Raw genomic sequence first — 24,745 nt, forward strand, 5'->3', positions numbered from 1 at the left:
TCCGCCTCTCCGGATCCAGAGTCTCGAGGGTCTCGGCCGGGCCGTGGGCCGAGGTCATCGCCAGCGGCCGATCTCGACGTTCTCCAGCACGCCGAGGGCGTCCGGCACCAGGACGGCCGCCGAGTAGTAGGCCGTCACCAGGTAGTTGATGACCGCCTGTTCGTTGATGCCCATGAACCGCACGGACAGGCTGGGCTCGATCTCGTCCGGGATGCCGGCCTGCTGGAGCCCGATGACCCCCTGCTCGGCCTCACCGGTACGCATCGCGATGATCGAGGTCGTACGGGCCTCGGTGACCGGGATCTTGTTGCACGGGAAGATCGGGACACCGCGCCAGGTGGGGATGCGGTTGCCGCTCATGTCGATGGTCTCGGGGACGAGACCGCGCTTGTTGAGCTCGCGGCCGATCGCGGAGATCGCGCGCGGGTGGGCGAGCAGGAACTTGGTTCCGCGCCGCCTGCTGAGCAGTTCGTCCAGGTCGTCGGGGCTGGGTACGCCGTCGTGCGGCTGGAGCCGCTGGTCGTACTCGCAGTTGCTGAGCAGTCCGAACTCCCGGTTGTTGATGAGTTCGTGCTCCTGGCGCTCCTTCAGGGCCTCGACGGTGAGACGGAGCTGCTGCTCGGTCTGGTTCATCGGCTGGTTGTAGAGGTCGGCCACCCGGGAGTGGATGCGCAGGACGGTCTGGGCGATGCTCAGTTCGTACTCACGGGGCCTGGCCTCGTAGTCGACGAACGTGCGCGGGATGTCCGGCTCGCCGCTGTGACCGGCCGCCAGGTCGATCTGCTTCTCGCCGTACCTGTTGGCGTTCTGCTCCGGGATCGCGCTCAGCGCCTGGAGGTGTGCGCGCAGCGAGTCGGAGCGCTCGGCGACCTGCTCGAAGTGCGAACGGGAGAGGGTCAGCACGACGCATGTGGTGACCGCGCGGGCCGTGTACTCCCACAGGGCATCGGGGTCGAGCAGTGCCTGGTCGCCGAAGTAGGCTCCGTCGGCCAGCATGCCGAGTTCGGCGTCGTCCCCGTAGGGACCCGTGCCGATCTTCTCGACCTTGCCGTGGGCGAGGAGGAACACCTCGTCGTTCGTGCTGCCGAAGGAGGCGATCTCCGAGCCGGGCGCGAACTCCCGCTGCTGGCAGCGTCGGGCGAGCTCGGCGAACACCTCCTCGTCCTCGTAGGAGCGCAGCGCCGGCAACTCGGACAGCTCGGCGGGGACCACTTCCACCCGGTCGCCGGTCTTCACGAACGTCAGACGGCCGTCTCCCACGGAATAGGTGAGCCGCCGGTTCACACGGTATGCACCACCCTGCACGTTCACCCAGGGAAGCATCCGCAGCAGCCAGCGCGAGCTGATCTCCTGCATCTGGGGTACGGACTTGGTGGTGGTGGCCAGGTTCCGCGCGGCCGACGTTCCAAGACTCTGCTGAGGCCTGTCCTGCTCCGTGCGGATCTCTTCGCCTACCGACATAAAGAACTGCCCTCCCGATAACACGTAATGCGTTGATGCGTCGTTCCCCATCGGATCCGCCCGCATCGGACGCCTGCCCGCCCCACCCTTCCTCACCGAACGTGCCAGTGCTATTACACGAATGAGCGGGAATGGATCATCCCCGAAGTGGGCACACAGGGGGTTCTTCGGCGGCCCGTTCGACGGGACGAACGGAAAATGCCCCGAACGGGGAACTTCAAGATCGGGCCGGGCGTTCGAGCTTTTGACGGACGACGAACAGGAGACACCGATGGCAGGCTTCCTGGACCGCGCCAAAGAACAGGCACAGCGCGGCCTGACGCAGGGCAAGCAGAAGCTCGACGAGGTGCAGGCCCAGCGGGCCGGCAGCGACCTGCTGAAGAAGGTGGGCGCCGCGTACTACGCGGAGCGGCGCGGCAGCGGTTCGCCCGACGCGACACAGCGGGCCCTGCAGGCCCTGGAGAGCCACATCGCGGTGAACGGGGACGCGTTTCTGCGGCAGTGACCGAGTTCGGCATCACTGACCGGATCGGCTCGCACGCCGTACGAACAATTCGCCCCTGACCGTCCGATTCCGGTACAAGCTGCGGTACGAGGTGGTCACGACCGGTGGCCGTCGCGCAGCACGAAGGAGACGGTCATGGCCCCACCCATGTCCGCTGCCGATTTCCTGGACCGGCTCAGGGAGGAAGGCGTCACCGTCGTCGAGGTCGGCGACTGGGCCCACCACAACCGCAATCACAAGGGCCCCTGGGGGCCGGTCCACGGCGTGATGATCCATCACACCGTGACCAGGGGCAGCGAACGCACGGTGGAACTCTGCCGTGAGGGTTATGCCGAGTTGCCCGGTCCGCTGTGCCACGGCGTCATCACCAAGGACGGGTGCGTTCACCTTGTCGGTTACGGCAGGGCCAATCACGCGGGTCTCGGGGACGACGACGTGCTGCGGGCGGTGATCGCGGAGAAGGCGTTGCCGTTGGACAACGAGGCCAATACGGATGGGAACCGGCACTTCTATGGGTTCGAGTGCGAGAACCTCGGGGACGGGGAGGATCCGTGGCCGCAGGTTCAGCTCGATGCGATCGAGAAGGTTGCGGCGGCGTTGTGTCGGCATCATGGGTGGACGGAGCGGTCGGTGATCGGGCATCGCGAGTGGCAGCCCGGGAAGGTTGATCCTCGGGGGTTCGGTATGTCGTGGTTGAGGGAGAGGGTGCGGGATCGTTTGAAGTGAGGGGCTTTTTTCGCCCCCGCCGCCCCTACCCGTCCCATCCCTTCCTGGGGGCTGCGCCCCCAGACCCCCCTACGGCCCTGAACGGGCCTTGTCCTCAAACGCCGGACGGGCTGAAAGGCAGAATGGGGGGTGTGTCGCTGTCCTCCCCTCTTCAGGAACTCTCCGATCCCCGCTTCGGCCGTCACGGTGTTCGTTTGGTGTTGAAGCGGGATGATCTGGTTCATCCGGATCTCATCGGTAACAAGTGGCGCAAGCTGGTGCCCAATCTGGAGGCCGCCGGGGGGCGGGCGATCCTTACGTTTGGTGGGGCCTACTCCAACCATCTGCGGGCCACCGCCACCGCCGGGCGTCTTTATGGTCTGCCGACGGTGGGGGTGGTCCGTGGTCAGGAACTCGCCGGTCGGTCCCTCAACCCCTCCCTCGCCCACTGTGTGGCGAACGGTATGCGGCTGCACTTCGTCGACAGATCGACGTACCGGCGCAAGGCCGAGCCCGACATCCTCGCCGCCATCCGCCGGGAGGCGGGCGGTGACGCCGAGGACGCGTACGTCGTCCCGGAGGGTGGCAGCAACCTTCTCGCCGTACGCGGCTGCCGGGCTCTCGGCGAGGAGCTGCGCGGCCACGCCGATGTCGTCGCGGTCGCCTGCGGCACCGGTGGCACCCTCGCGGGCCTCGCCGCCGGACTCGCCCCCGAGCAGCGCGCCCTCGGTGTTCCGGTGCTCAAGGGGGGTTTCCTGGACGCGGAGATACGGGCTCTCCAGGAAACCGCCTTCGGCGGCCCCCGCGGCTCCTGGACCCTCGACCACCGTTTCCACTTCGGCGGGTATGCCCGTACGCCCCCCGAACTGCACGCCTTCGCCGCCGACTTCGAGGCCCGTCATGGCGTACCCGTGGAACGTCTCTATGTCGCCAAGATGCTGTATGGACTTGTCGCTCTGGTGGAAGAGGGGGCGTTCGAGAGGGGGGCGACCGTCGCGGCGGTGGTCACGGGGCGGCCGTTTCCGTAGGGGTGGTGGAGTTCGTCCGCCGCTACTCCGTCTCGCGGAACGCCGCCGCCTCCTCCAGGTCGAGCCGGCGCAGCAGCGTTCGCAGCATCTCGTCGTCGATGTGGCGGCCGTCGCGCAGCCGTACGAACACCTCCCGCTCCGTGCTGATCATCTCTCGCGACAGGCGCCGGTAGGTGTCGTCCACCGTCTCGCCGGTCACGGGGTTGACCGAGCCCAGACGCTCCCAGACGGCGTTCTGACGGCGTTCCAGCACCGAGCGCAGCCGATCGGCCAGCGGGGGCGGCAGGGTGTTGCGTTCGTCCTCCAGCAGGCCTTGGAGGCGTTGCTGTGCCGCCCTGGACGCCTGCGCCTGGGCGTTCGCCTCGGCGAGCGTCTCGGCCTGCGCGTCCCGGCCGGGCAGCTTCAGCAGCCGGATCAGCGGGGGCAGGGTCAGGCCCTGGACGACCAGCGTGCCGATGACGGTCGTGAAGGTCAGGAAGAGGACCAGGTTGCGTTCCGGGAAGGCCTGGCCGCCCTCCACCGTGAGGGGGATCGAGAAGGCGATGGCCAGCGAGACGACCCCCCGCATTCCGGCCCAGGAGATGACGAACACGCCCTGCCAGGTCGGATTCGGTTCCCGTTCCCTGATCCGCGCCGACAGCAGCCGGGGCACGTACGTCGCCGGGTACGACCAGGCGAAGCGGGCGACGACGACCACGAGGAAGACGGCGATCGCGTACCAGGCGGCATGGAGACCCTCGTACTCCCCAAGTCCCTCCAGGACGACCGGCAGTTGCAGCCCGATCAGGGCGAAGACGGCCGACTCGAGAACGAAGGCGACCATTTTCCACACCGCCTCCTCCTGGAGACGGGTGGCGAAATCGACCTGCCACGCGCGATGACCCAGATAAAGCGCCACGATCACCACCGCGAGGACCCCGGAGGCGTGCACCGATTCGGCGACCGCGTACGCGGCGAACGGGATCAACAGGGACAGCGTGTTCTGCAGCAGCGCCTCCCTGAGGTGGGTGCGCAGCCAGTGGATCGGCACCATCAGGATCAGTCCGATCCCGATGCCGCCGACCGCCGCGAGCAGGAACTCTCCGATTCCGCCCGCCCAGGTCGCCCCCTCGCCCACGGCCGCCGCGAGGGCGACGCGGTAGGCGGTGATCGCGGTGGCGTCGTTCACCAGGGACTCGCCCTGGAGGATGGTGGTGACCCGCGAGGGCAGGCCGACCCGGCGCGCGACGGCCGTGGCCGCGACGGCGTCCGGCGGTGCCACGACCGCGCCGAGCACCAGCGCGGCGGTCAGCGGCAGCCCGGGCACGATCAGATAGGCGGCCCAGCCGACGACGATCGTCGCGAAGAGCACGTACCCCACCGACAGCAGTGCCACCGGCCGCAGTTGCGCGCGCAGGTCGAGGTACGAGCTGTCGACGGCCGCCGTGTACAGCAGCGGGGGCAGCATCAGCGGCAGGACGACATGCGGGTCGAGGGCGTAGTCGGGCACCCCGGGGACGTAGGAGAACACCAGGCCGGCGGCGACCAGCAGCAGCGGGGGCGGGACAGGGGTGCGGCGGGCGGCGGCGGCAATGGCGGCGCTGCCCGCGACCAGCAGGAGCAGTGGCATCACATGCATCGGTTTCGGCCCACTCTCGTCTCCGCCCACCCTGGTTCCTCGCGCGCTCGGGCATTCCGCGCGGCTTTCCCCACCACCGTCGTAACCTGGCAATCATGAAACAGTGCACGCATGCCGACGCGCTGCCGCACCCGGAGCCCGAGCCCAAGAGCGAGACCTGTCCGGAGTGCCTGGCGGCCGGTACCCACCCGGTGCAGCTGCGTCTGTGTCTGGACTGCGGCCACGTCGGCTGCTGCGACACCTCGCCGCATCGCCACGCGACACAGCACCACAAGGAAACGGGGCACCCGGTGATGCGGACCTTCGAACCCGGCGAGAACTGGCGCTGGTGCTTTGTCGATCACGTTCTTGTATGACCGCGCGGAAACCGTACATCGCCGCGCCCCCGGCTCCGCACCCGTGTGAGCAGGGGCATTGGTGACCGAGGGCGTACTCGTGTGACCCTGGATCCGGACGGTTCGACCGTCTGACGTCTGGGTACGTCAACCCGGCGCGCGCTCTTCCCAATTGGGCCCGCAGACCCCTAGCCACTGTGCGTATCCATAGGTTTACTATGAGTGACAGCAAGGGGCTGGGGTCCCGGGGGACAGGAGCATCCGGAGCGCGGTAGCGTCACCGCTGAACCACGTACGCGTTACCCCGGGGGGCGACCCTCGGCCCCCGAAAGAGCTTGTACCACCTTGGAGGTGAGGGTGTCCCAGTTCGCAGGCGAGCCCGCGACCCAGGACTTCGTCGAAGTCCGGCTGCCGGCCGCGGGTGCCTACCTGTCGGTGCTGCGTACGGCCACGGCCGGACTCGCGGCCCGTTTGGACTTCACCCTCGACGAGATCGAGGACCTGCGCATCGCAGTGGACGAGGCCTGCGCGATCCTGCTTCAGCAGGCCGTGCCCGGCTCCGTACTCAGCTGTGTGTTCCGGCTGATCGACGACTCTCTGGAGGTCACGGTCTCCGCCCCGACCACGGACGGTCACGCCCCCGCGCGCGACACCTTCGCCTGGACCGTCCTGTCGGCCCTCGCGGGCCAGGTCGACTCGACCGTGGCCGAGGACAAGACCGTGTCGATCAGTCTCTACAAGAAGCGCGGCGCGGGACCCGGGCCGGCGTGAGGAACGGGGACGGGCCGGTGCGGGACGAAGAACGCGGCACACGGGAGCTGCCCACGGCGGGCAGCGACGGCCCGGACGGGCCGCGGGACACGGCGGACGCTGTCGCCGGTATCCCGGGCATCCCCGAACAGGCCCGGCCGCACCCGGAGGACGACCTCTCGGAGGCCGGCCTCAAGGACGACGGGCAGCTGGATCGGGAAGGTGCCGTGCGGAGTGCGCCCCTGGAAGAGCCAAGTGAGGTCTCCCCGGTGCGCGTCGACGCGCGGACTCGGGGAGGGTCGACGGGCGGGACGATGAGCGAGCACGAACGAGACGAAGCGCAGGGCTCACAACAGACGGTGCAGGTCACGCAGCACTCTCCGACGGACCGCAGCGGGGCGCGCGCCCTGTTCTACGAGCTGCGCGCACTGCCGGACGGCAGCGCGGAGTACGCGGAGCTGCGCAACCGGCTGGTCCGTATGCACCTCCCGCTGGTCGAGCACCTCGCGCGCCGCTTCCGCAACCGCGGTGAGCCGCTGGACGACCTGACCCAGGTCGCGACGATCGGCCTGATCAAGTCGGTCGACCGCTTCGACCCGGACCGAGGCGTCGAGTTCTCGACGTACGCGACCCCGACGGTCGTCGGTGAGATCAAGCGGCACTTCCGTGACAAGGGCTGGGCGGTCCGCGTGCCGCGCAGGCTCCAGGAGCTGCGCCTCTCGCTCACCACGGCGACGGCGGAGCTCTCGCAGCTGCACGGCCGCTCCCCCACGGTCCACGAGCTGGCCGAGAAGCTGGGCATCTCCGAGGAGGAGGTCCTGGAGGGCCTGGAGTCGGCCAACGCCTACTCCACGCTGTCCCTGGACGTTCCCGACACGGACGACGAGTCCCCGGCGGTCGCGGACACCCTGGGCTCCGAGGACGAGGCCCTGGAGGGGGTCGAGTACCGCGAGTCGCTCAAGCCGCTCCTGGAGGATCTCCCGCCCCGGGAGAAGCGGATCCTCCTGCTGCGTTTCTTCGGCAACATGACGCAGTCGCAGATCGCGCAGGAGGTCGGGATCTCCCAGATGCACGTCTCCCGTCTGCTGGCCCGGACCCTGGCCCAGCTGCGGGAGAAGCTGCTGGTCGAGGAGTAACCCTTTCGGGGTCACTCCGGTGCCTCGAGGTCATTCCTGTGCGTTGCCGGGCCCCCGGATCCCGAGGGCCCGGGTCGTCTCCTGGTTCACCAGCAGTACGAGCGCGGCGATCGCCACGACACCCAGCACGATCCCGCCCGGAATGGCCATGCTGTCGGCCTGGAGCAGGTTGTAGGCGACGGGCAGCGCCATGATCTGGGTGATGACGGCGGGCCCCCGGCTCCAGCTCCGCCGCCCCAGCAGCCCGCGCGCGGCGAGCAGCGGCAGCAGGGCGAGCACGATCAGCGTGACCCCACCGGTGACGGCCTGCTGCCGGTCGTCCGGATCGCCCGTCACTCCCAGCACGAGGATGAAGGCCCCGCCGACGAGCAGGGCGAGGCCCTCCAGGGCGGCGAGCAAGGCCGCGGCGGTCAGCCGCAGGGGGCGCGGCCCCGTCGGGTCGAGGGTTTCCGGGGCAGCGGCTTTGGGGTCGGGGGCTCTGGGGGCGGGGGTCTGCTCAGCGCTCACCCCTGAAGGGTAGCCGTGGGCGTGGAGCGCCTCGTGGGGTGTGCCGTTCGTCCGCACACGCCCCCTACGGGATGCGGTCACGCGCCCCCGATTCTTACGGACCCCTCACCTGCCCTAGGGGTGAGTACCACCCAGTAGGTACTCTGCTTCGCATGCGTGCACTTCTCGTGGTCAATCCGGCGGCTACCACCACAAGCGCACGTACGCGCGATGTGCTGACCCATGCTCTCGCGAGCGAGATGAAACTCGAGGCGGTCACCACCGAGTACCGGGGCCACGCGCGTGATCTCGGCCGGCAGGCGGCGGAGAGCAAGGACATCGACCTGGTCGTCGCCCTCGGCGGCGACGGAACGGTCAACGAGGTCGTCAACGGCCTGCTGCACAACGGACCCGACCCGGACCGGCTGCCCGGCCTCGCCGTCGTCCCCGGCGGCTCCACGAACGTCTTCGCGCGTGCCCTCGGTCTGCCCAACGACGCCGTGGAGGCCACCGGCGTCCTCCTGGACGCCCTGCGCGAGGGCCGCGAGCGTACGGTGGGCCTCGGTGTCGCGAAGGGCACCCCGGGCACCGAGGACGAGTCGGTGCCGGAGCGCTGGTTCACGTTCTGCGCCGGCCTGGGATTCGACGCCGGTGTGATCGGCCGGGTGGAACAGCAGCGCGAAAAGGGCCGGAAATCCACACATTCCCTTTACCTGCGGCAGGTCGTGCGCCAATTTCTGGGTGAGGCGAATCGCCGGCACGGCACGATCACTCTGGAACAACCGGGCGCCGAACCGGTTACCGATCTTGTGCTCTCCATAGTCTGCAACACGTCCCCGTGGACGTTCCTGGGCAATCGTCCGGTGTACGCGTCACCTAAGGCCTCGTTCGATACCGGGCTCGACGTACTCGGTCTCAGCCGCATGTCGACGGGCGCTGTTGCCCGGTATGGCATGCAGTTGCTCACTTCGTCCCCCGAGCGGGGACCCCATGGCAGGCATGCCACCTCCCTGCACGACCTGACCGACTTCACCTTGCATTCGAAGGTGCCTCTGCCCCTCCAGATGGACGGCGACCACCTCGGACTGCGAACGAGCGTGACGTTCACAGGCGTACGCCGTGCACTGCGTGTGATTGTGTGAGCGGAACGGGCTAAAGTCCTTCCACTCGAACGTTTAGGCCAGGGTCCACCCCATGGAAGTACGGCTGTGACTGAGCCGACACCGAGGAATCAAAAAAAACTTTCCGGTAGGGGTTGTATCCGTCGCTGAGGTTTGCGAGTCTCTACGTGGCGCTCGGGACGGCCCGCAACACCGGCCACCACAGAGAGCCAGAACCCCTCCTCACTTCACAGGACCACATCAGTCCGTCTGATGATCGGCCCTTCAGTTGTTGAGGGATTCGTGAAAGCGTTCACATTCACAAGCAACGTGCATGTAATACCAAGGAGAGGTAGCAGCCATGGACTGGCGTCACAACGCCGTTTGCCGCGAGGAAGACCCCGAGCTCTTCTTCCCCATCGGCAACACCGGTCCTGCGCTGCTGCAGATCGAGGAAGCCAAGGCCGTCTGCCGCCGCTGCCCCGTCATGGAGCAGTGCCTGCAGTGGGCGCTTGAGTCCGGCCAGGACTCCGGCGTCTGGGGTGGTCTCAGCGAGGACGAGCGCCGTGCCATGAAGCGTCGCGCCGCCCGCAACCGGGCCCGTCAGGCAACCGCCTGACAACCCACCCCGCTAACAGCCTGAGCTTGGCGGCGCGTACAGCGAGTACGCATCTCCCGCCCCCGAGCCGCAGCGCGCAGTGCCCCCGATGCGCATAGCAAACGCGCGAACAAGCATATGAGCCCCGGACCGTTCCATGGTCCGGGGCTCATCGCTTTGCTCAGGTCATCGCCGCCGTGCGCGGGCTACTTGTTGGCGCGCACCGGGATGTCGAGGATCACCTGCGTACCCCGCTCGGGTGCCGGCACCATGTCGAAGGTGCCGCCCAACTCGCCCTCCACCAGCGTCCGTACGATCTGCAGGCCGAGGTTGCCCGAGCGGTGCGGGTCGAAGCCCTCGGGGAGGCCCACGCCGTCGTCCTGAACGGTGACGAGCAGGCGGGACTCCTTGGTCGTGCCGCCGCGGACCGCCGAGACCTCGACGGAGCCGGTGTCGCCCGGTCCGAAGCCGTGTTCCAGCGCGTTCTGCAGGATCTCGGTCAGCACCATGGAGAGCGGGGTGGCGACCTCCGCGTCCAGGATGCCGAAGCGCCCGGTGCGCCGGCCGGTGACCGTGCCCGGCGAGATCTCGGCGACCATCGCGAGGACGCGGTCGGCGATCTCGTCGAACTCCACACGTTCGTCGAGGTTCTGCGAGAGCGTCTCGTGCACGATCGCGATGGACCCCACGCGCCGTACGGCCTCCTCCAGGGCCTCGCGCCCGCGCTCCGAGTCGATGCGCCGGGCCTGGAGGCGCAGCAGAGCGGCCACCGTCTGGAGGTTGTTCTTGACGCGGTGGTGGATCTCCCGGATGGTCGCGTCCTTGGTGATCAACTCGCGCTCGCGGCGACGCAGTTCGGTGACGTCCCGGAGCAGGACGAGCGAACCGATGCGCGTGCCCTTGGGCTTGAGGGGGATGGCGCGGAACTGGATGACCCCGTCCACGGACTCGATCTCGAACTCGCGCGGCGCCCAGCCGCTGGCGACCTTGGAGAGCGCCTCGTCCACCGGGCCCCGGGTGGGGGCGAGTTCGGCGGTGGTCACGCCCAGGTGATGGCCGACGAGGTCGTGGGCGAGGCCGAGGCGGTGGTACGCGGACAGCGCGTTCGGCGAGGCGTACTGGACGATGCCGTCGGCGTCGAGCCGGATCAGTCCGTCGCCGACGCGCGGCGAGGCGTCCATGTCGACCACCTGGTTGGAGAAGGGGAACGATCCGGCGGCGATCATCTGGGCCAGGTCGGAGGCGCTCTGGAGATACGTCAGCTCCAGGCGGCTCGGGGTCCGGACGGTGAGGAGGTTGGTGTTGCGGGCGATGACCCCGAGGACGCGTCCTTCCCTGCGCACGGGGATCGACTCGACGCGCACCGGGACCTCTTCGCGCCACTCCGGGTCGCCCTCGCGCACGATCCGGCCCTCGTCCAGGGCGGCGTCCAGCAGGGGGCGGCGGCCACGGGGGACGAGGTGGCCGACCATGTCGTCCTGGTAGGAGGTGGGGCCGGTGTTGGGCCGCATCTGGGCGACCGAGACATAGCGGGTGCCGTCGTGTGTGGGCACCCACAGGACGAGGTCGGCGAAGGAGAGGTCGGAGAGCAGTTGCCACTCCGACACCAGCAGGTGCAGCCACTCCAGGTCGGAGTCACTGAGCGCGGTGTGCTGGCGTACGAGTTCGTTCATGGAGGGCACGTGTGCGAGCGTACCCGCCGGTCCGGACCTGGCCGGAAAACACCCGCGGGCCGCGGCGCCTGAGAGGGACCCTCAGCCCTCCCGGCACCGCAGCCCGGAGCAGCAACGGCCGTGGGGTGTGCGGTCCCGGTCGGCCGATGGATGAGGAGCCGGTGCAGTCAGGGCAGAGAGCCCCGGTTCCTCGAATCCGTCCTCCTGTGCGGGGAAGACGGAAGTTCTGGTCGTACTACTTGGTCGCCCTACTTCTACGCATTGTGGACTAGACCACAAGCCGTGTCCATGCGTTGAAGTGTGTTTGTTGCTGTGACTTCACGAGCGGAACGGACTCCACGGGGCAGTCCGGAAGAACTGGTCGGACATCCGAGCGTCCTCCATGCAGCCTAGCTCTGTTGGTTCCTGTGCGGGGGCGGATCTCCCGGTCAATTTCCGCCGTAACCGGGGTCTGTTAGATTGGTCTAAACCACACGGTTCTCTCAGATCGGCAGGCCCAGCGTGGAAGTTGTCATCGTTCCGGACGCCAAGGCGGGTGGCGAGCTCATCGCCGGGGCCATGGCACAGCTGCTCCGGCACAAGCCGACGGCCCTGCTCGGCGTGGCCACCGGCTCCACCCCGCTGCCCGTCTACCAGGCGCTCGCGGCCCAGGTGGGCTCTGGAGCCGTGGACGTGTCCCGGGCGCGCATAGCGCAGCTCGACGAGTACGTGGGGCTGCCGGCCGAGCATCCGGAGTCGTACCGCTCGGTGCTGCGGCGCGAGGTGCTGGAGCCGCTCGGGATCGGGATGGACGCGTTTCTGGGGCCCGACGGGACCGCCGAGGACGTGCGGGGCGCGTGCGAGGCGTACGACAGGGCGCTGGCCGAGGCCGGCGGGGTCGATCTCCAGTTGCTGGGGATCGGGACCGACGGGCACATCGGGTTCAACGAGCCGTGCTCGTCGCTGCGCTCGCGGACCCGGATCAAGACCCTGACCGAGCAGACCCGGGTGGACAACGCGCGGTTCTTCGACGGGGACATCTCGCAGGTGCCGCACCATGTGATCACGCAGGGTATCGGGACGATTCTCGAGGCTCGGCATGTCGTGCTGCTGGCCACGGGTGAGGGTAAGGCGGATGCGGTGGCGGCGACTGTGGAGGGGCCGCTTGCCGCGGTGTGTCCTGCGTCGGCGCTGCAGTTGCATGCGCATGCGACTGTGGTTGTCGATGAGGGGGCGGCTTCAAAGTTGAAGCTCGCTGATTATTTTCGGCACACCTTTGTCAACAAGCCTGAGTGGCAAGGGATCTGAGGTTTTCGCGTCTGCCGGGTTCGGTTTCGTTGTTGGGTGCAGGGGCGTTGTGGCTTGTCGCGCAGTTCCCCGCGCCCCTAAAGACAAAAAGCGCCGGTCCCCCCGGTTTCGGGGGGACCGGCGCTTTTGGCTTTGTGTGGGTCAGGTTTCTGTGAGGAATTCTGCCGCTGCCTGGCCGCAGACTCTTGCCGCGCCGTGGGTTGCCAGGTGGAGGGGGGCTCTGCGGGGGGCCTGGGGGACGCCCATTTCCACCACGATCGTGTCCGGGCGGGCGGCCAGGAGGGTGTCCAGGGCCGCCGACATCCAGGGGTGGCGGTGTTCGTCGCGGACCACGGCGACGATACGGTTCTGGCCCGCCTCGGCCAGGGCCGTCCGGCCCGCGTTCTCGCCGGTGAAGGTGCCCGTGCGGGTGCCGGGGAGAAGGCGTACCAGCTCGGCTGCCACGCCCCAGGGGGTCTCGTTGCCGACGGCGAAGTTCGCCACGGGGGTGAAGGCGGCCACGTACGGGGGTTCCCGGAGGGGTTCGTAGGGGCCGGAGTGTGTTGCCTCCAGGGCTCGGCGGGCGGCTGTGAGGCCCACCTCCGTGGGCGTCGCGGCGGAGGTCTTCGGGGTCGAGGCCGTCCAGTGGGACAGGGTCCGGACGCGTTCCGCCGCGTCCGCAAGGCGGTCCTCCGGGAGTTCGCCGGTGCGGACGGCCCTGACCAGGGCGTCTCGCAGACGGCGTACCGTCTCGTCGTCCGAGAGGCCGCCGCCCACGCAGATGGCGTCGGCGCCGGCGGCGATCGCGAGGACGCTGCCGCGTTCGATGCCGTAGGTGCCCGCGATGGCCTGCATCTCCATGCCGTCGGTGACGATCAGGCCGGTGTAGCCGAGTTCGCCGCGCAGCAGGTCGGTGAGGACCGGGTGGGAGAGGGTGGCCGGGCGGTCGGGGTCCAGGGCGGGGATCAGGATGTGGGCGCTCATCACCGCCTTGGTGCCGGCGGCGAAAGCGGCGCGGAACGGGGACAGCTCGCGTTCGAGGACGACGGAGCGGCTCGCGTCGATGCGGGGAAGGGCGTGGTGGGAGTCGACCGAGGTGTCTCCGTGGCCCGGGAAGTGCTTCGTGCAGGCGGCGACGCCCGCGGCCTGGAGGCCGGTGACGTAGGCGGCGGTGTGGCGGGCGACCAGCTCCGGGTCGGCGCCGAAGGAGCGGACGCCGATGACGGGGTTGGCGGGGTTGGAGTTGACGTCCGCCGACGGGGCCCAGTTGAGGTTCACCCCGCAGGCGCGGAGGCGGCGGCCGAGTTCATGGGCCACCTGCCGGGTCAGCTCGGTGTCGTCGACCGCGCCCAGGGCGTGGTTGCCGGGGAAGGAGGAGCCGGTGCGGACCTCCAGTCGGGTGACGTCGCCGCCCTCCTCGTCGATCGCGACCAGGACGTCTTCGCGTTCGGCACGCAACTGGGCGGTGAGGGCGGCCAGTTGGGTGGGGGAGGTGATGTTGCGGCCGAACAGGCCGACGGAGGCGAGGCCTTCGCCGAGGCGGCGCAGCAGCCAGTCGGGGGCGGTGGTGCCGGGGAAGCCGGGCTGGAGGACGGTGAGCGCGTCGCGGGTCAACGTGTCCGGGCGCCGGGCGAGAGTCGTCATGGGGTGGGGGTTATCCCTTCACGGCGCCAGCGGTCAGGCCCGCGGCCATCTTGCGCTGGACGAGGAGGAAGAGGACGACGATCGGCACGGCCATCATCGTGGAGCCGGCCATCATCGGGGCGTACTCGGTGCCGTGCTTGGTGGTGAAGTTGCCGAGCCAGACGGTGGCGGTCTGGTTCTTCTGGCTCATCAGCATCAGGGCGTAGAGGTACTCGTTCCAGGCCTGGATGAAGCCGTAGACCGAGGTGGCGACCAGGCCGGGGGCCAGGAGGGGGAAGACCACACGCAGGAAGGCGGTGGTGCGGGAGCAGCCGTCGACCATCGCCGCCTCCTCCAGTTCCTTCGGGATGTTGACGATGAAGCCGCGCAGGGTCCACACCGTGAACGGAAGGATGAAGGTGAGGTAGGTGATGATCAGGCCGGACAGGCGGTCGTACTGGTCGAGGTCGTTGAGCAGCAGGAACACGGGGATGATCATCGCGACCAGGGGGACCATCTGGACGGCCAAAATGCCGACGATGACGACTTTTCGGCCGCGGAAGGCGAAGCGGGAGATGGCGAGGGCCGCCAGCATGCCGACGACGATGCCGATCACGACCACCGTCAGGGACACGATGAGGCTGCGGCCGACCGGGCCCCAGAAGTCGGCGATGTCCAGGGCGCGGCGGAAGTTGGCGAGGGTGAGGCCCGTCGGCAGGAGGCTCGGGTCGGGGTCGATCGCGTCCTTCGCCGGTTTGACGGCCGTGTTCAGCATCCAGTAGACGGGGAAGCCGGCCGTCAGGAACACGAGCAGGCCGAGAAGGTTCCAGCCGGCCTTCGACTTGCGGGGTTTCCCGGGCTTGCGGGGCACGGAGGGGGCTACCGCACTCATTCGACCTCTCCGATCTTCAGCATCTGGCGCATGTAGACGGCGACGACACCGAGCAGCAGCACCACGGTGAGCAGGGCGATCGCCGAGCCCTGGGCGTAGTCGTTGACGGCGAAGGCGCGGTCGTAGGAGTAGGTGGTCAGGAGCTGGAACTCGGCCTCCGGGTGGCCGCCCCGCATGACGAACACCTGGGGGAAGACGCCCATGTCCCAGATGACCGACAGGGTCGTGAGCATCACGATGATCGGCTTGAGGATGGGCAGGGTGACGTACCGGAAGACGCCCCAGGCGCCGGCGCCGTCCAGTCTGGCCGCCTCCTCCAGTTCCTTCGGGACCTGGGTGAGGCCCGCGCCGAGGGTGATGACCACGAAGGGCACCGCGCCCCAGACGACGAGCAGCATGATCACGGCCAGGCCCTGAGGTCCGCTCGCGAACCAGTTGTGGCCGATCAGCTCGACGCCCGGCAGCTTGCTCAGCAGCGCGTTGACGATCCCGTAGTCGGAGTCGAACAGCCACTTGAAGACGGTGGTCGCCACGATGATCGGCATGCCCCAACTGGCCACCAGGACGATGTTGATGAGCGTCTTCAGCCAGCCGCTCACCCGCTGGAGCAGCAGTGCGATCAGCATGCCGCCGACCATGGTGAGGACGACGCAGCCGACCGCGAAGACGACGGTGCGCACGACGACGTCCCAGAACTCGCTGTCGCCGAGCACCTTGCCGAAGTTGCTGAAGCCCACCCACTCGGCCGGCTGGAAGCCCCACAGCTGGGACTGCCCGAACTTCTGGAAGGACAGGGTGACCAGACGTACGAGGGGATAGCCGAGGACCAGCGCGAGGATCAGCAGACAGGGGGCGAGCAGGGCCCACGGGATCGCGGCGGTCGTCCTCGACGTCCGTCTCGCGGGTCTCGCGTCCGAAGCGGGCGGCGGTGACGGCGGCGTGTGCCGCGTCGGCGGCGGCAGCTTGGCAGGTGTGGTGGTATCAGCGGCACTCATCCGCGCACTCCTCAGCGGTCCCTCAGGTCGTACGGTCGTTGCAATCGCCCACGTCATGGGCGATCAGACGGCGAGCGAGCGGGGCCCTCCCCGTGACAGGGCCCCGCCTCGGCTCACTGCGTGACGTTGATGACCTTGTCGATCGCGGCGTCCGCTTCCTTCGCGGCGGCCTCGACCGTCTCCTTGCCGGTGCCGATGTTCTGGAGCATCGTCTGGAGGATCTGGGCCTTCTCGACCTGGCCCCAGCCCGGTGCCATCGGCACGAACCAGTTGGACTCGGCCGCGGTGGCCGGGACCGCGGTCGCCGGGTCGTTCTTCAGGGTGGCGAGGTCGGTCTTGTTGTTGGGCAGGTTGCCCTTGGCCATCAGGCCCTTCTGGCCGCTCGCTCCGGTGTAGGCGTTGATCCACTCGGCGGCGAGGCTCTGCGCCTTCGACTTCACCGGGATGGCGAGGTCCGAACCGCCCAGGAACACCGGCATGTTCTTGCCGGACGGGCCGGGCATCACGAAGTTCTCCAGGTTGCCCTTGAGCTTGCCGGTCTTGTCGTTCTCCGGCGTCTCGGCGGTCGCGCCCTCCCAGGCGGCACCGAAGATCATGCTGGTCTTGCCCTGGCCGTAGACGATGTAACGGTCGGACTCGTCCTTGGTCTTGTCGCCGTGCATGTACTTGTCGACGACGTTCTTGAACTCGGTGAGGCCCTTGACGGACTCCGGGGAGGAGAGGCTCGCCTTCCACTGGCCGCCGGACTCCTCGGCGATCGAGCCGCCGGCGTCGTACACGAAGGACATGGCGGCGTACCAGTCGCGGGTGGGCTGGTACCAGGCGTTGTACTTGTCGCCCTCCTTCTTCTGGATCTTGTCCAGGTCGGAGGTGAGTTCGGCGTACGTCTTCGGCACCGACTTGACGCCGACCGAAGCGGCAACGTCCTTGCGCCAGTTGGCGACCCGGCCACCGGCGTAGTACGGGACGCCGTACGTCTTGCCGTCGTAGGTGACGGAGGCCTTGAGGCCGTCGAGCCAGGCGGACGAGTTCTCGAACTTCGCCGGATCGACGGGGGCGAAGGCGCCCTTGACCATGTAGCCGAGCATCTCGGTGTTGCCCATCTCGACCACGTCGGGGGCCTTGTCGGTGGCCAGGACGGCGTCGAGCTTGGCGTTCTTGTCGGGCCAGCCGTAGTACTCGTGGTTGATCTTTACGCCGGGGTGCGCCTTCGTCAGCGTGGCGTCGGCGGCTTTCACCAGCTCGGGCCAGTTGTTCTGCGCGTCCACGGTCAACCAGACGGTCAGTTCCTTGGCGTCGGCCCCGGACTTGTCCGAGCTGCCGCCGTCACTGCCCCCACATGCCGCGACGGAGACCATCATGCCCGCGATACCGATCGCGACTATCAGCTTGCGCTTCACGCCACCCTCCTCAGGGACCTGGACCAATGGTGTAGACCAGTAGGCGGAGCTTGGCTCAGACCAAACGGCGTGTCAAGGGTGCTGGAATGGCTTTGACCAGCCGTTATGCGACCTACATATGCAGGAACCTTTAAGTAAGAAAGTGGCGGAAATACCCCGCCCATCCATCCGGAACGAGGTAGACCACTCCAGCGGGGTGCTTGCCGACCGTCTTTGGCGCGGCTTTCCCCGCGGTGGACTAGACCAGAGGGGGGCGTGAAGGTATACAGAGGGGATCACGGAGCGCGCGGGGGTCCGCCCGGACCATTCGGAGGTCAATCGCGGCGCCGACCGTGCCACGATGTGAACTTCGACCGGCGGGGCGCCGGCGTAACGGCACCAGAAGCCGGGAAGGCGGAGCATGAGCACCGACGTGAGCAGTGCGGAGAACGAGGGTGGGGCTACCGTCCGTACCGCGCGCGTGCCCAAGTACTACCGTCTGAAAAAGCATCTGCTCGATATGACGGAGACCCAGGCACCCGGCACTCCCGTCCCGCCCGAGCGCACGCTGGCCGCGGAGTTCGACACCTCCCGCACGACGGTCCGTCAGGCCCTCCAGGAACTGGTCGTCGAGGGCCGGCTCGAACGCATCCAGGGCAAGGGCACCTTCGTCGCCAAGCCGAAGGTCTCCCAAGCGCTGCAACTCACCTCGTACACCGAGGACATGCGCGCCCAGGGCCTCGAACCCACCTCGCAGCTCCTCGACATCGGCTACATCACCGCCGACGACACCCTCGCCGAGCTGCTCGACATCACGGCGGGCGGGCGTGTCCTGCGGATCGAGCGGCTGCGGATGGCGAACGGCGAGCCGATGGCCATCGAGACCACCCACCTCTCCGCGAAGCGCTTCCCGGCCCTGCGCAGGTCACTCGTGAAGTACACCTCCCTGTACACGGCCCTCGCCGAGGTGTACGACGTCCACCTCGCGGAGGCCGAGGAGACCATCGAGACCTCCCTGGCCACCCCGCGCGAGGCCGGTCTGCTCAGCACCGACGTGGGCTTGCCGATGCTGATGCTGTCCCGGCACTCGCTGGACCAGGACGGGCAGCCGGTGGAGTGGGTGCGGTCCGTCTACCGGGGGGACCGCTACAAGTTCGTGGCGCGGCTCAAGCGGCCCCTGGACTAGGGCTGTTCCATAAAGCGAGGCCGTCCCGTAGATTTCCTGCGCGTTGCACTAGTGATCACAGGTAGTCGGTGAGGGGACGGAGGCCGTGACATGTCAGAAGCGCCTGAAGTGAGACAACCGGTGGCGGAACAACCGGTGGTGACTCCGATGCGCGTCGTCATCGGGCTCTGCCTTTTCGCACCCTTCGTCTCGATGCTGTGGGTGGGCTCGTACGCGAAGGTCGACCCGACCTTCATAGGCATACCGTTCTTCTACTGGTACCAGATGCTGTGGGTGGTCATATCCACCGTGCTGACGATGACGGCCTACCAGCTCTGGCAGCGTGACCAGCGCGCCCGTGCCGCCTCGAAGGGTGGTGCGGACGCGTGAAGGACGGCGTGAACGGCGTGGCACTAGCCGTCTTCATCATCTTCTTCCTGGCCGTCACGGTCATCGGCTTCATGGCCTCGCGCTGGCGCAAGGCCGAGAACGAGCACAGCCTCGACGAATGGGGCCTGGGCGGACGGTCGTTCGGCACCTGGGTCACCTGGTTCCTGCTCGGCGGCGACCTCTACACGGCGTACACCTTCGTGGCCGTACCTGCGGCGATCTACGCGGCGGGCGCGGCCGGGTTCTTCGCGGTGCCCTACACGATCCTCATCTACCCGCTGATGTTCGTGTTCCTGCCCCGGCTGTGGTCGGTCTCGCACCGGCACGGGTACGTCACCACCTCGGACTTCGTACGTGGCCGGTTCGGCTCGAAGGGGCTGTCGCTGGCGGTCGCCGTCACCGGCATCCTGGCGACGATGCCGTACATCGCGCTTCAACTGGTCGGCATCCAGGCCGTGCTGGACGTGATGGGTGTCGGCGGCGGCGCGGACACCAACTGGTTCGTCAAGGACCTCCCGCTGCTGATCGCCTTCGGTGTGCTGGCCGCGTACACGTACTCGTCCGGTCTGCGGGCCCCCGCACTGATCGCGTTCGTGAAGGACGGGCTGATCTACCTCGTCATCGCGGTCGCGATCATCTACATCCCGATCAAGCTGGGCGGCTTCGACGACATCTTCAAGGCCGCGGGCGACGCCTTCTCCCAGACCAGCCCAGCGACCGGCAAACCGCGCGGGGCAATCGCTCCCGGCGAGGCCTCGCAGTGGACCTACGCCACGCTGGCGCTCGGCTCGGCGCTCGCGCTGTTCATGTACCCGCACAGCGTGACGGCGGTCCTCTCCAGCCGCAGCCGTGACGTGATCCGCCGCAACTCCACGATCCTGCCCCTGTACTCGCTGATGCTGGGCCTGCTCGGACTGCTGGGCTTCATGGCCATCGCGGCCGGAGTCAAGGTCACCAACGGCCAGTTGGCGATCCCGCAGCTCTTCGAGAACATGTTCCCGTCCTGGTTCGCGGGCGTGGCCTTCGCGGCGATCGGCATCGGGGCGCTCGTCCCGGCGGCCATCATGTCCATCGCGGCGGCGAACCTCTTCACGCGGAACATCTACAAGGACTTCCTCAAGCCCGATGCGACTCCGGAACAGGAGACGAAGGTCTCCAAGCTGGTCTCGCTCCTGGTGAAGGTGGGCGCGCTGGTCTTCGTCCTGACCATGGACAAGACGGTCGCCATCAACTTCCAGCTGCTGGGCGGCATCTGGATCCTGCAGACCTTCCCGGCGCTGGTGGGCGGCCTGTTCACCCGCTGGTTCCACCGCTGGGCGCTGCTGGCCGGCTGGGCGGTCGGCATGCTGTACGGCACGCTGGCGGCGTACGGGGTCGCGTCTCCGACGCAGAAGCACTTCGGGGGCAGCGCGAAGGAGATTCCGGGGATCGGTGAGATCGGGTACATCGGGCTGACGGCGTTCGTCCTGAACGTCGTTGTCACGGTGGTCCTTACGTTTGTGCTGAGGGCGCTGAAGGCGCCGGATGGGGTGGACGAGACGAAGGCGTCGGACTACACGGCGGATGCGGGGGATCCGGGGGTGGCGGTGGAACTGCCGCCGGCCACGGCTGGCTCGGCGCACTGATGGCTCCGCCGGGTCCGTGGATTTTTGTCCGCGGGCCCGGTGGGGGCTTGTCGCGCAGTTCCCCGCGCCCCTAAAAGCTGCTCAACTCGCCGTTTCGACACAACATGTGGGGGTGCTTTCCGGGCCCGGCACAAGATGTATGCTCGTGCTCGCTGTCGTCGCAGGGGAATCCGGTGGGAATCCGGAACTGTCCCGCAACGGTGTACTCGTGCATGTTTGTGCGCGTGGTCAGTCCGAGGACCTGCCGACAGTGCGCCCGGCCGACCGGTCCGGGTGCCTGACGTCCGGGCCTCGTGGAGTGGGCCGGTGGACGCGCGCGTACCCGTATGGCGTCCGTGTGCCCCGCTGCCCTCCGCAAGGCCCCGTGCCGAGCGAGGGAGAGCCCCCCTGTGACCATCGCGCCAGCCGAACCGGCTTCAGCGAACCCAGTGGACGCGGTCGAGACGGACGGTCCCGGTGCCGCCCTGCTGCGGACCCTGACCGAGCTGACCGCCGACCTCCCCGACACCGACCCCGGCCGGGTCGCCGCCGCCGCGTTGCGCGGCCGGTCCGCGCGGGCCGACGCGTCGGAGCTGCGCGAGCTGGCCACCGAGGCGGCGGCCGGCCTCATCTCCGAGGACCCCGCCTACTCCCGGCTGGCCGCCAGGCTGCTGACCGTCACCATCGCCGCGGAAGCCGCCTCACAGGGCGTCACCTCCTTCTCCGGGTCGGTCGAGGTCGGACACCGGGAGGGCCTGATCGCCGACCGCACCGCCGAGTTCGTACGGCTGCACACGGACCGGCTGAACGCCCTGATCGACGTCGAGGGCGACGACCGCTTCGGGTACTTCGGGCTGCGGACGCTGCACAGCCGGTATCTCCTGCGCCACCCGATCACGCGCCGGGTCATCGAGACTCCCCAGCACTTCATGCTGCGCGTGGCGAGCGGTCTGGCGGAGGACGACAGTCAGCGGGCCCTCGACGAAGTCGCCGCGCTCTACCGGCTGATGAGCCGCCTCGACTACCTCCCCTCCTCCCCCACCCTGTTCAACTCCGGTACCCGGCACCCCCAGATGTCGTCCTGCTACCTCCTCGACTCCCCGATCGACGAGCTGGACTCCATCTACGACCGCTACCACCAGGTCGCCCGCCTCTCCAAGCACGCCGGCGGCATCGGACTGTCGTACTCCCGTATCCGCAGCCGGGGTTCGCTGATCCGCGGCACCAACGGGCACTCCAACGGCATCGTGCCGTTCCTGAAGACGCTGGACGCGTCCGTCGCCGCCGTGAACCAGGGCGGCCGGCGCAAGGGTGCCGCCGCCGTCTACCTGGAGACCTGGCACTCCGACATCGAGGAGTTCCTGGAGCTGCGCGACAACACGGGTGAGGACGCCCGGCGTACGCACAATCTGAACCTCGCGCACTGGATCCCGGACGAGTTCATGCGCCGGGTGAACGCGGACGCGCTCTGGTCGCTCTTCTCCCCCTCCGACGTGCCCGAGCTGGTCGATCTGTGGGGCGCCGAGTTCGACGCCGCCTACCGGAAGGCCGAGGAGGCCGGGCTCGCCCGCAGGACCATCCCGGCGCGCGATCTGTACGGCCGCATGATGCGTACCCTCGCGCAGACCGGCAACGGCTGGATGACCTTCAAGGACGCGGCCAACCGCACCGCCAACCAGACGGCCGAGCCGGGCAACGTCGTCCACTCCTCGAACCTGTGCACCGAGATCCTGGAGGTCACGGACGACGGGGAGACGGCGGTCTGCAACCTGGGCTCGGTGAACCTGGGCGCGTTCGTCGACACGGCCGCCGGGGACATCGACTGGGAGCGGCTGGACGAGACCGTCCGTACCGCCGTCACCTTCCTGGACCGGGTCGTCGACATCAACTTCTACCCAACCGAGCAGGCCGGCCGCTCGAACGCGCGCTGGCGCCCGGTCGGCCTGGGCGCCATGGGCCTCCAGGACGTCTTCTTCAAGCTGCGGGTCCCCTTCGACTCACCCGAGGCCAGGGCCCTGTCCACGCGGATCGCCGAGCGCGTCATGCTCGCCGCGTACGAGGCCTCCGCCGACCTCGCCGAGCGCAACGGCCCGCTGCCGGCCTGGGAGAAGACCCGTACCGCCCGGGGCGTCCTGCACCCCGACCACTACGACGTGGAGCTGACCTGGCCCGAGCGCTGGTCGGCGCTGCGGGAACGTATCGCCCGGGTCGGCATGCGCAACTCGCTCCTCCTCGCGATCGCGCCCACCGCCACCATCGCCTCGATCGCCGGTGTGTACGAATGCATCGAGCCGCAGGTGTCCAACCTGTTCAAGCGCGAGACGCTGTCCGGCGAGTTCCTCCAGGTCAACTCCTATCTGGTGCGGGAGCTGAAGGAACTCGGCGTGTGGGACGCCCGCACCCGGGAGGCGCTGCGCGAGTCGAACGGCTCGGTGCAGGACTTCGCGTGGATCCCGGCCGACGTACGCGCCCTCTACCGGACGGCGTGGGAGATCCCGCAGCGCGGGCTCATCGACATGGCCGCCGCCCGGACCCCGTTCCTGGACCAGGCGCAGTCCCTGAACCTGTTCCTGGAGACGCCGACCATCGGCAAGCTCTCCTCGATGTACGCGTACGCCTGGAAGTCGGGCCTGAAGACGACGTACTACCTGCGCTCGCGCCCGGCGACCCGCATCGCCCGCGCCGCGCAGGCCACCGTCCCCGTCCAGCAGGCCGCCGACCCCGACGCCGTCGCCTGCTCCCTTGAGAACCCCGAGTCCTGCGAGGCCTGCCAGTAATGCCCACGAACCAGAATCAGAACCTTCTCGACCCGGGTTTCGAGCTGACCCTGCGCCCCATGCGCTACCCGGACTTCTACGAGCGCTACCGGGACGCCATCAAGAACACCTGGACCGTCGAGGAGGTCGACCTCCACTCGGACGTCGCCGACCTGGCGAAGCTGTCCGAGGGTGAGCAGCACATGATCGGCCGGCTGGTCGCGTTCTTCGCGACGGGCGACTCGATCGTGGCCAACAACCTGGTCCTGACCCTCTACAAGCACATCAACTCGCCGGAAGCGCGCCTGTATCTGTCGCGCCAGCTGTTCGAGGAGGCCGTGCACGTCCAGTTCTATCTGACGCTCCTGGACACCTACCTCCCCGATCCCGACGACCGGGCTGCGGCCTTCGACGCCGTGGAGAACATCCCGTCGATCCGCGAGAAGGCCGAGTTCTGCTTCAAGTGGATCAACGAGGTCGAGAAGCTGGAGCGGCTGGAGACCCAGGCGGACCGCCGCCGGTTCCTGCTCAACCTCATCTGCTTCGCCGCGTGCATCGAGGGCCTGTTCTTCTACGGTGCCTTCGCGTACGTCTACTGGTTCCGCAGCCGGGGTCTGCTGCACGGTCTTGCCACCGGCACCAACTGGGTGTTCCGGGACGAGACGATGCACATGAGCTTCGCCTTCGAGGTGGTCGACACCGTCCGCAAGGAGGAGCCGGAGCTGTTCGACGAGCAGCTCCAGCAGCAGGTGACCGCCATGATGCGGGAGGCGGTGGAGGCCGAGCTCCAGTTCGGCCGCGACCTGTGCGGGGACGGGCTGCCGGGGATGAACACCGAGTCGATGCGCCAGTACCTGGAGTGTGTCGCCGACGAGCGTCTGGTGCGCCTCGGGCTGGCTCCGGTCTACGGGTCCGAAAACCCGTTCTCCTTCATGGAGTTGCAGGGCGTACAGGAACTGACCAACTTCTTCGAGCGCCGCCCGTCGGCGTACCAGGTGGCCGTGGAGGGCACGGTCGACCTCGACGAGGACTTCTGACGTTGCGCCACTGATGGTGCAGATGGTGCCGGGCCCAACAGGCGGCCCGGCACCGTCGGTTCGGCCTCGTCCGTCGGTTCGGTCTCGTAATCCATGGACCGTCCATCGGCCGTCCATGGACCTCCTATGGAGCGGCAAAGTTCTTCTGAGGCATCTGTTCCGGTCTCGTCGGCCCGGGCTACTTTCTGGCCATCCGGTCATGCGTACACCGGCATCACGGACCGCTCCATGTGTCATGCCCCT

General features: G+C 68.3%; 22 protein-coding genes and 1 riboswitch. Of the genes, 14 read left to right on the plus strand and 8 right to left on the minus strand.

Features of this window, described 5'->3' with window-relative positions; all coding sequences use genetic code 11:
- Positions 1-54 precede the first annotated feature (54 nt).
- Complete coding sequence (locus tag ABZ855_RS20305) at positions 55-1,461, minus strand: family 2B encapsulin nanocompartment shell protein (RefSeq protein WP_360808638.1); 1,407 nt, start codon at positions 1,459-1,461, stop codon at positions 55-57.
- Between the two features lie 271 nt (positions 1,462-1,732).
- Between ABZ855_RS20305 and ABZ855_RS20310 the strand changes: the two genes are divergently transcribed.
- From ABZ855_RS20310 to ABZ855_RS20320, 3 genes are all read left to right on the plus strand, one after another.
- Positions 1,733-1,966, plus strand: a complete 234-nt coding sequence (locus ABZ855_RS20310) for a hypothetical protein (protein ID WP_044473334.1) — start codon at positions 1,733-1,735, stop codon at positions 1,964-1,966.
- Positions 1,967-2,101: 135 nt separating this feature from the next.
- A complete protein-coding gene (locus ABZ855_RS20315; RefSeq protein WP_360808640.1) occupies positions 2,102-2,692 on the plus strand; it encodes an N-acetylmuramoyl-L-alanine amidase in 591 nt (196 codons plus the stop codon).
- A 122-nt stretch (positions 2,693-2,814) separates the two neighbouring features.
- The gene (locus ABZ855_RS20320) at positions 2,815-3,699 is read left to right on the plus strand and encodes a pyridoxal-phosphate dependent enzyme (protein ID WP_360808642.1); all 885 of its coding nucleotides are present in this window, start codon (positions 2,815-2,817) and stop codon (positions 3,697-3,699) included.
- 22 nt (positions 3,700-3,721) lie between these two features.
- Here ABZ855_RS20320 and ABZ855_RS20325 read toward each other — a convergent pair whose 3' ends face one another.
- Positions 3,722-5,317 (minus strand): Na+/H+ antiporter, encoded by a 1,596-nt coding sequence (locus ABZ855_RS20325; protein WP_360808768.1) that lies wholly within the window; start codon positions 5,315-5,317, stop codon positions 3,722-3,724.
- 95 nt (positions 5,318-5,412) lie between these two features.
- Between ABZ855_RS20325 and ABZ855_RS20330 the strand changes: the two genes are divergently transcribed.
- The 3 genes from ABZ855_RS20330 (at position 5,413) to ABZ855_RS20340 (ending at position 7,538) form a co-directional block, all read left to right on the plus strand.
- Positions 5,413-5,673 (plus strand): UBP-type zinc finger domain-containing protein, encoded by a 261-nt coding sequence (locus ABZ855_RS20330; protein ID WP_319210868.1) that lies wholly within the window; start codon positions 5,413-5,415, stop codon positions 5,671-5,673.
- A gap of 336 nt (positions 5,674-6,009) precedes the next feature.
- Positions 6,010-6,423: an anti-sigma regulatory factor gene (locus ABZ855_RS20335; protein ID WP_053744517.1), complete on the plus strand. Its 414-nt coding sequence runs from the start codon at positions 6,010-6,012 to the stop codon at positions 6,421-6,423.
- Positions 6,420-7,538, plus strand: coding sequence for an RNA polymerase sigma factor SigF (locus ABZ855_RS20340; protein WP_360808644.1), 1,119 nt, complete (start codon positions 6,420-6,422; stop codon positions 7,536-7,538). The genes ABZ855_RS20335 and ABZ855_RS20340 overlap by 4 nt, the downstream gene beginning before the upstream one ends.
- Positions 7,539-7,568: 30 nt before the next feature.
- Here the strand turns inward: ABZ855_RS20340 and ABZ855_RS20345 are convergent, their stop codons facing one another.
- A complete protein-coding gene (locus tag ABZ855_RS20345; protein WP_360808646.1) occupies positions 7,569-8,045 on the minus strand; it encodes a hypothetical protein in 477 nt (158 codons plus the stop codon).
- A gap of 152 nt (positions 8,046-8,197) precedes the next feature.
- Between ABZ855_RS20345 and ABZ855_RS20350 the strand changes: the two genes are divergently transcribed.
- Both ABZ855_RS20350 and ABZ855_RS20355 read left to right on the plus strand, forming a co-directional pair.
- Complete coding sequence (locus ABZ855_RS20350) at positions 8,198-9,166, plus strand: diacylglycerol kinase family protein (RefSeq protein ID WP_360808648.1); 969 nt, start codon at positions 8,198-8,200, stop codon at positions 9,164-9,166.
- Between the two features lie 319 nt (positions 9,167-9,485).
- Positions 9,486-9,743: a WhiB family transcriptional regulator gene (locus ABZ855_RS20355; protein WP_006380970.1), complete on the plus strand. Its 258-nt coding sequence runs from the start codon at positions 9,486-9,488 to the stop codon at positions 9,741-9,743.
- Positions 9,744-9,928: 185 nt separating this feature from the next.
- Here the strand turns inward: ABZ855_RS20355 and ABZ855_RS20360 are convergent, their stop codons facing one another.
- The gene (locus ABZ855_RS20360) at positions 9,929-11,395 is read right to left on the minus strand and encodes a PAS domain-containing sensor histidine kinase (RefSeq protein WP_360808770.1); all 1,467 of its coding nucleotides are present in this window, start codon (positions 11,393-11,395) and stop codon (positions 9,929-9,931) included.
- Between the two features lie 501 nt (positions 11,396-11,896).
- Here ABZ855_RS20360 and nagB point away from each other — a divergent pair.
- The gene (gene nagB, locus ABZ855_RS20365) at positions 11,897-12,682 is read left to right on the plus strand and encodes a glucosamine-6-phosphate deaminase (RefSeq protein WP_360808650.1); all 786 of its coding nucleotides are present in this window, start codon (positions 11,897-11,899) and stop codon (positions 12,680-12,682) included.
- A gap of 141 nt (positions 12,683-12,823) precedes the next feature.
- On the opposite strand, the gene ABZ855_RS20370 is transcribed toward nagB, so the two are convergent.
- The 4 genes from ABZ855_RS20370 to ABZ855_RS20385 all read right to left on the minus strand — a co-directional run bounded on the left by ABZ855_RS20370 (position 12,824) and on the right by ABZ855_RS20385 (position 17,571).
- Entirely contained in the window at positions 12,824-14,305 is a 1,482-nt protein-coding gene (locus tag ABZ855_RS20370; protein ID WP_360808652.1) for a glycoside hydrolase family 3 protein, read from the minus strand.
- 10 nt (positions 14,306-14,315) lie between these two features.
- Positions 14,316-15,176 (minus strand): carbohydrate ABC transporter permease, encoded by an 861-nt coding sequence (locus ABZ855_RS20375; RefSeq protein ID WP_360808654.1) that lies wholly within the window; start codon positions 15,174-15,176, stop codon positions 14,316-14,318.
- Positions 15,173-16,171 carry a sugar ABC transporter permease gene (locus ABZ855_RS20380; RefSeq protein ID WP_360808655.1) on the minus strand — a complete coding sequence of 333 codons (999 nt, stop codon included), beginning with the start codon at positions 16,169-16,171 and terminating at the stop codon, positions 15,173-15,175. Before ABZ855_RS20380 ends, ABZ855_RS20375 begins: the two co-directional genes overlap by 4 nt.
- A 113-nt stretch (positions 16,172-16,284) precedes the next feature.
- Complete coding sequence (locus tag ABZ855_RS20385) at positions 16,285-17,571, minus strand: extracellular solute-binding protein (protein ID WP_360808657.1); 1,287 nt, start codon at positions 17,569-17,571, stop codon at positions 16,285-16,287.
- A gap of 400 nt (positions 17,572-17,971) precedes the next feature.
- Between ABZ855_RS20385 and ABZ855_RS20390 the strand changes: the two genes are divergently transcribed.
- The 5 genes from ABZ855_RS20390 (at position 17,972) to ABZ855_RS20410 (ending at position 24,502) form a co-directional block, all read left to right on the plus strand.
- Entirely contained in the window at positions 17,972-18,736 is a 765-nt protein-coding gene (locus ABZ855_RS20390; protein ID WP_319210853.1) for a GntR family transcriptional regulator, read from the plus strand.
- A gap of 90 nt (positions 18,737-18,826) precedes the next feature.
- A complete protein-coding gene (locus ABZ855_RS20395) occupies positions 18,827-19,105 on the plus strand; it encodes a DUF3311 domain-containing protein (protein WP_319210851.1) in 279 nt (92 codons plus the stop codon).
- A complete protein-coding gene (gene mctP / locus ABZ855_RS20400; RefSeq protein WP_360808660.1) occupies positions 19,102-20,730 on the plus strand; it encodes a monocarboxylate uptake permease MctP in 1,629 nt (542 codons plus the stop codon). The genes ABZ855_RS20395 and mctP overlap by 4 nt, the downstream gene beginning before the upstream one ends.
- Before the next feature lie 122 nt (positions 20,731-20,852).
- Positions 20,853-20,994, plus strand: a riboswitch (cobalamin riboswitch).
- Between the two features lie 125 nt (positions 20,995-21,119).
- Positions 21,120-23,486, plus strand: coding sequence for a ribonucleoside-diphosphate reductase subunit alpha (locus ABZ855_RS20405; RefSeq protein WP_360808661.1), 2,367 nt, complete (start codon positions 21,120-21,122; stop codon positions 23,484-23,486).
- Positions 23,486-24,502 carry a ribonucleotide-diphosphate reductase subunit beta gene (locus ABZ855_RS20410; RefSeq protein WP_360808663.1) on the plus strand — a complete coding sequence of 339 codons (1,017 nt, stop codon included), beginning with the start codon at positions 23,486-23,488 and terminating at the stop codon, positions 24,500-24,502. Before ABZ855_RS20405 ends, ABZ855_RS20410 begins: the two co-directional genes overlap by 1 nt.
- The last annotated feature ends 243 nt before the right edge of the window (positions 24,503-24,745 follow it).

The organism is Streptomyces sp. NPDC047042 (genome assembly GCF_040644035.1).
GTDB lineage: Bacteria > Actinomycetota > Actinomycetes > Streptomycetales > Streptomycetaceae > Streptomyces.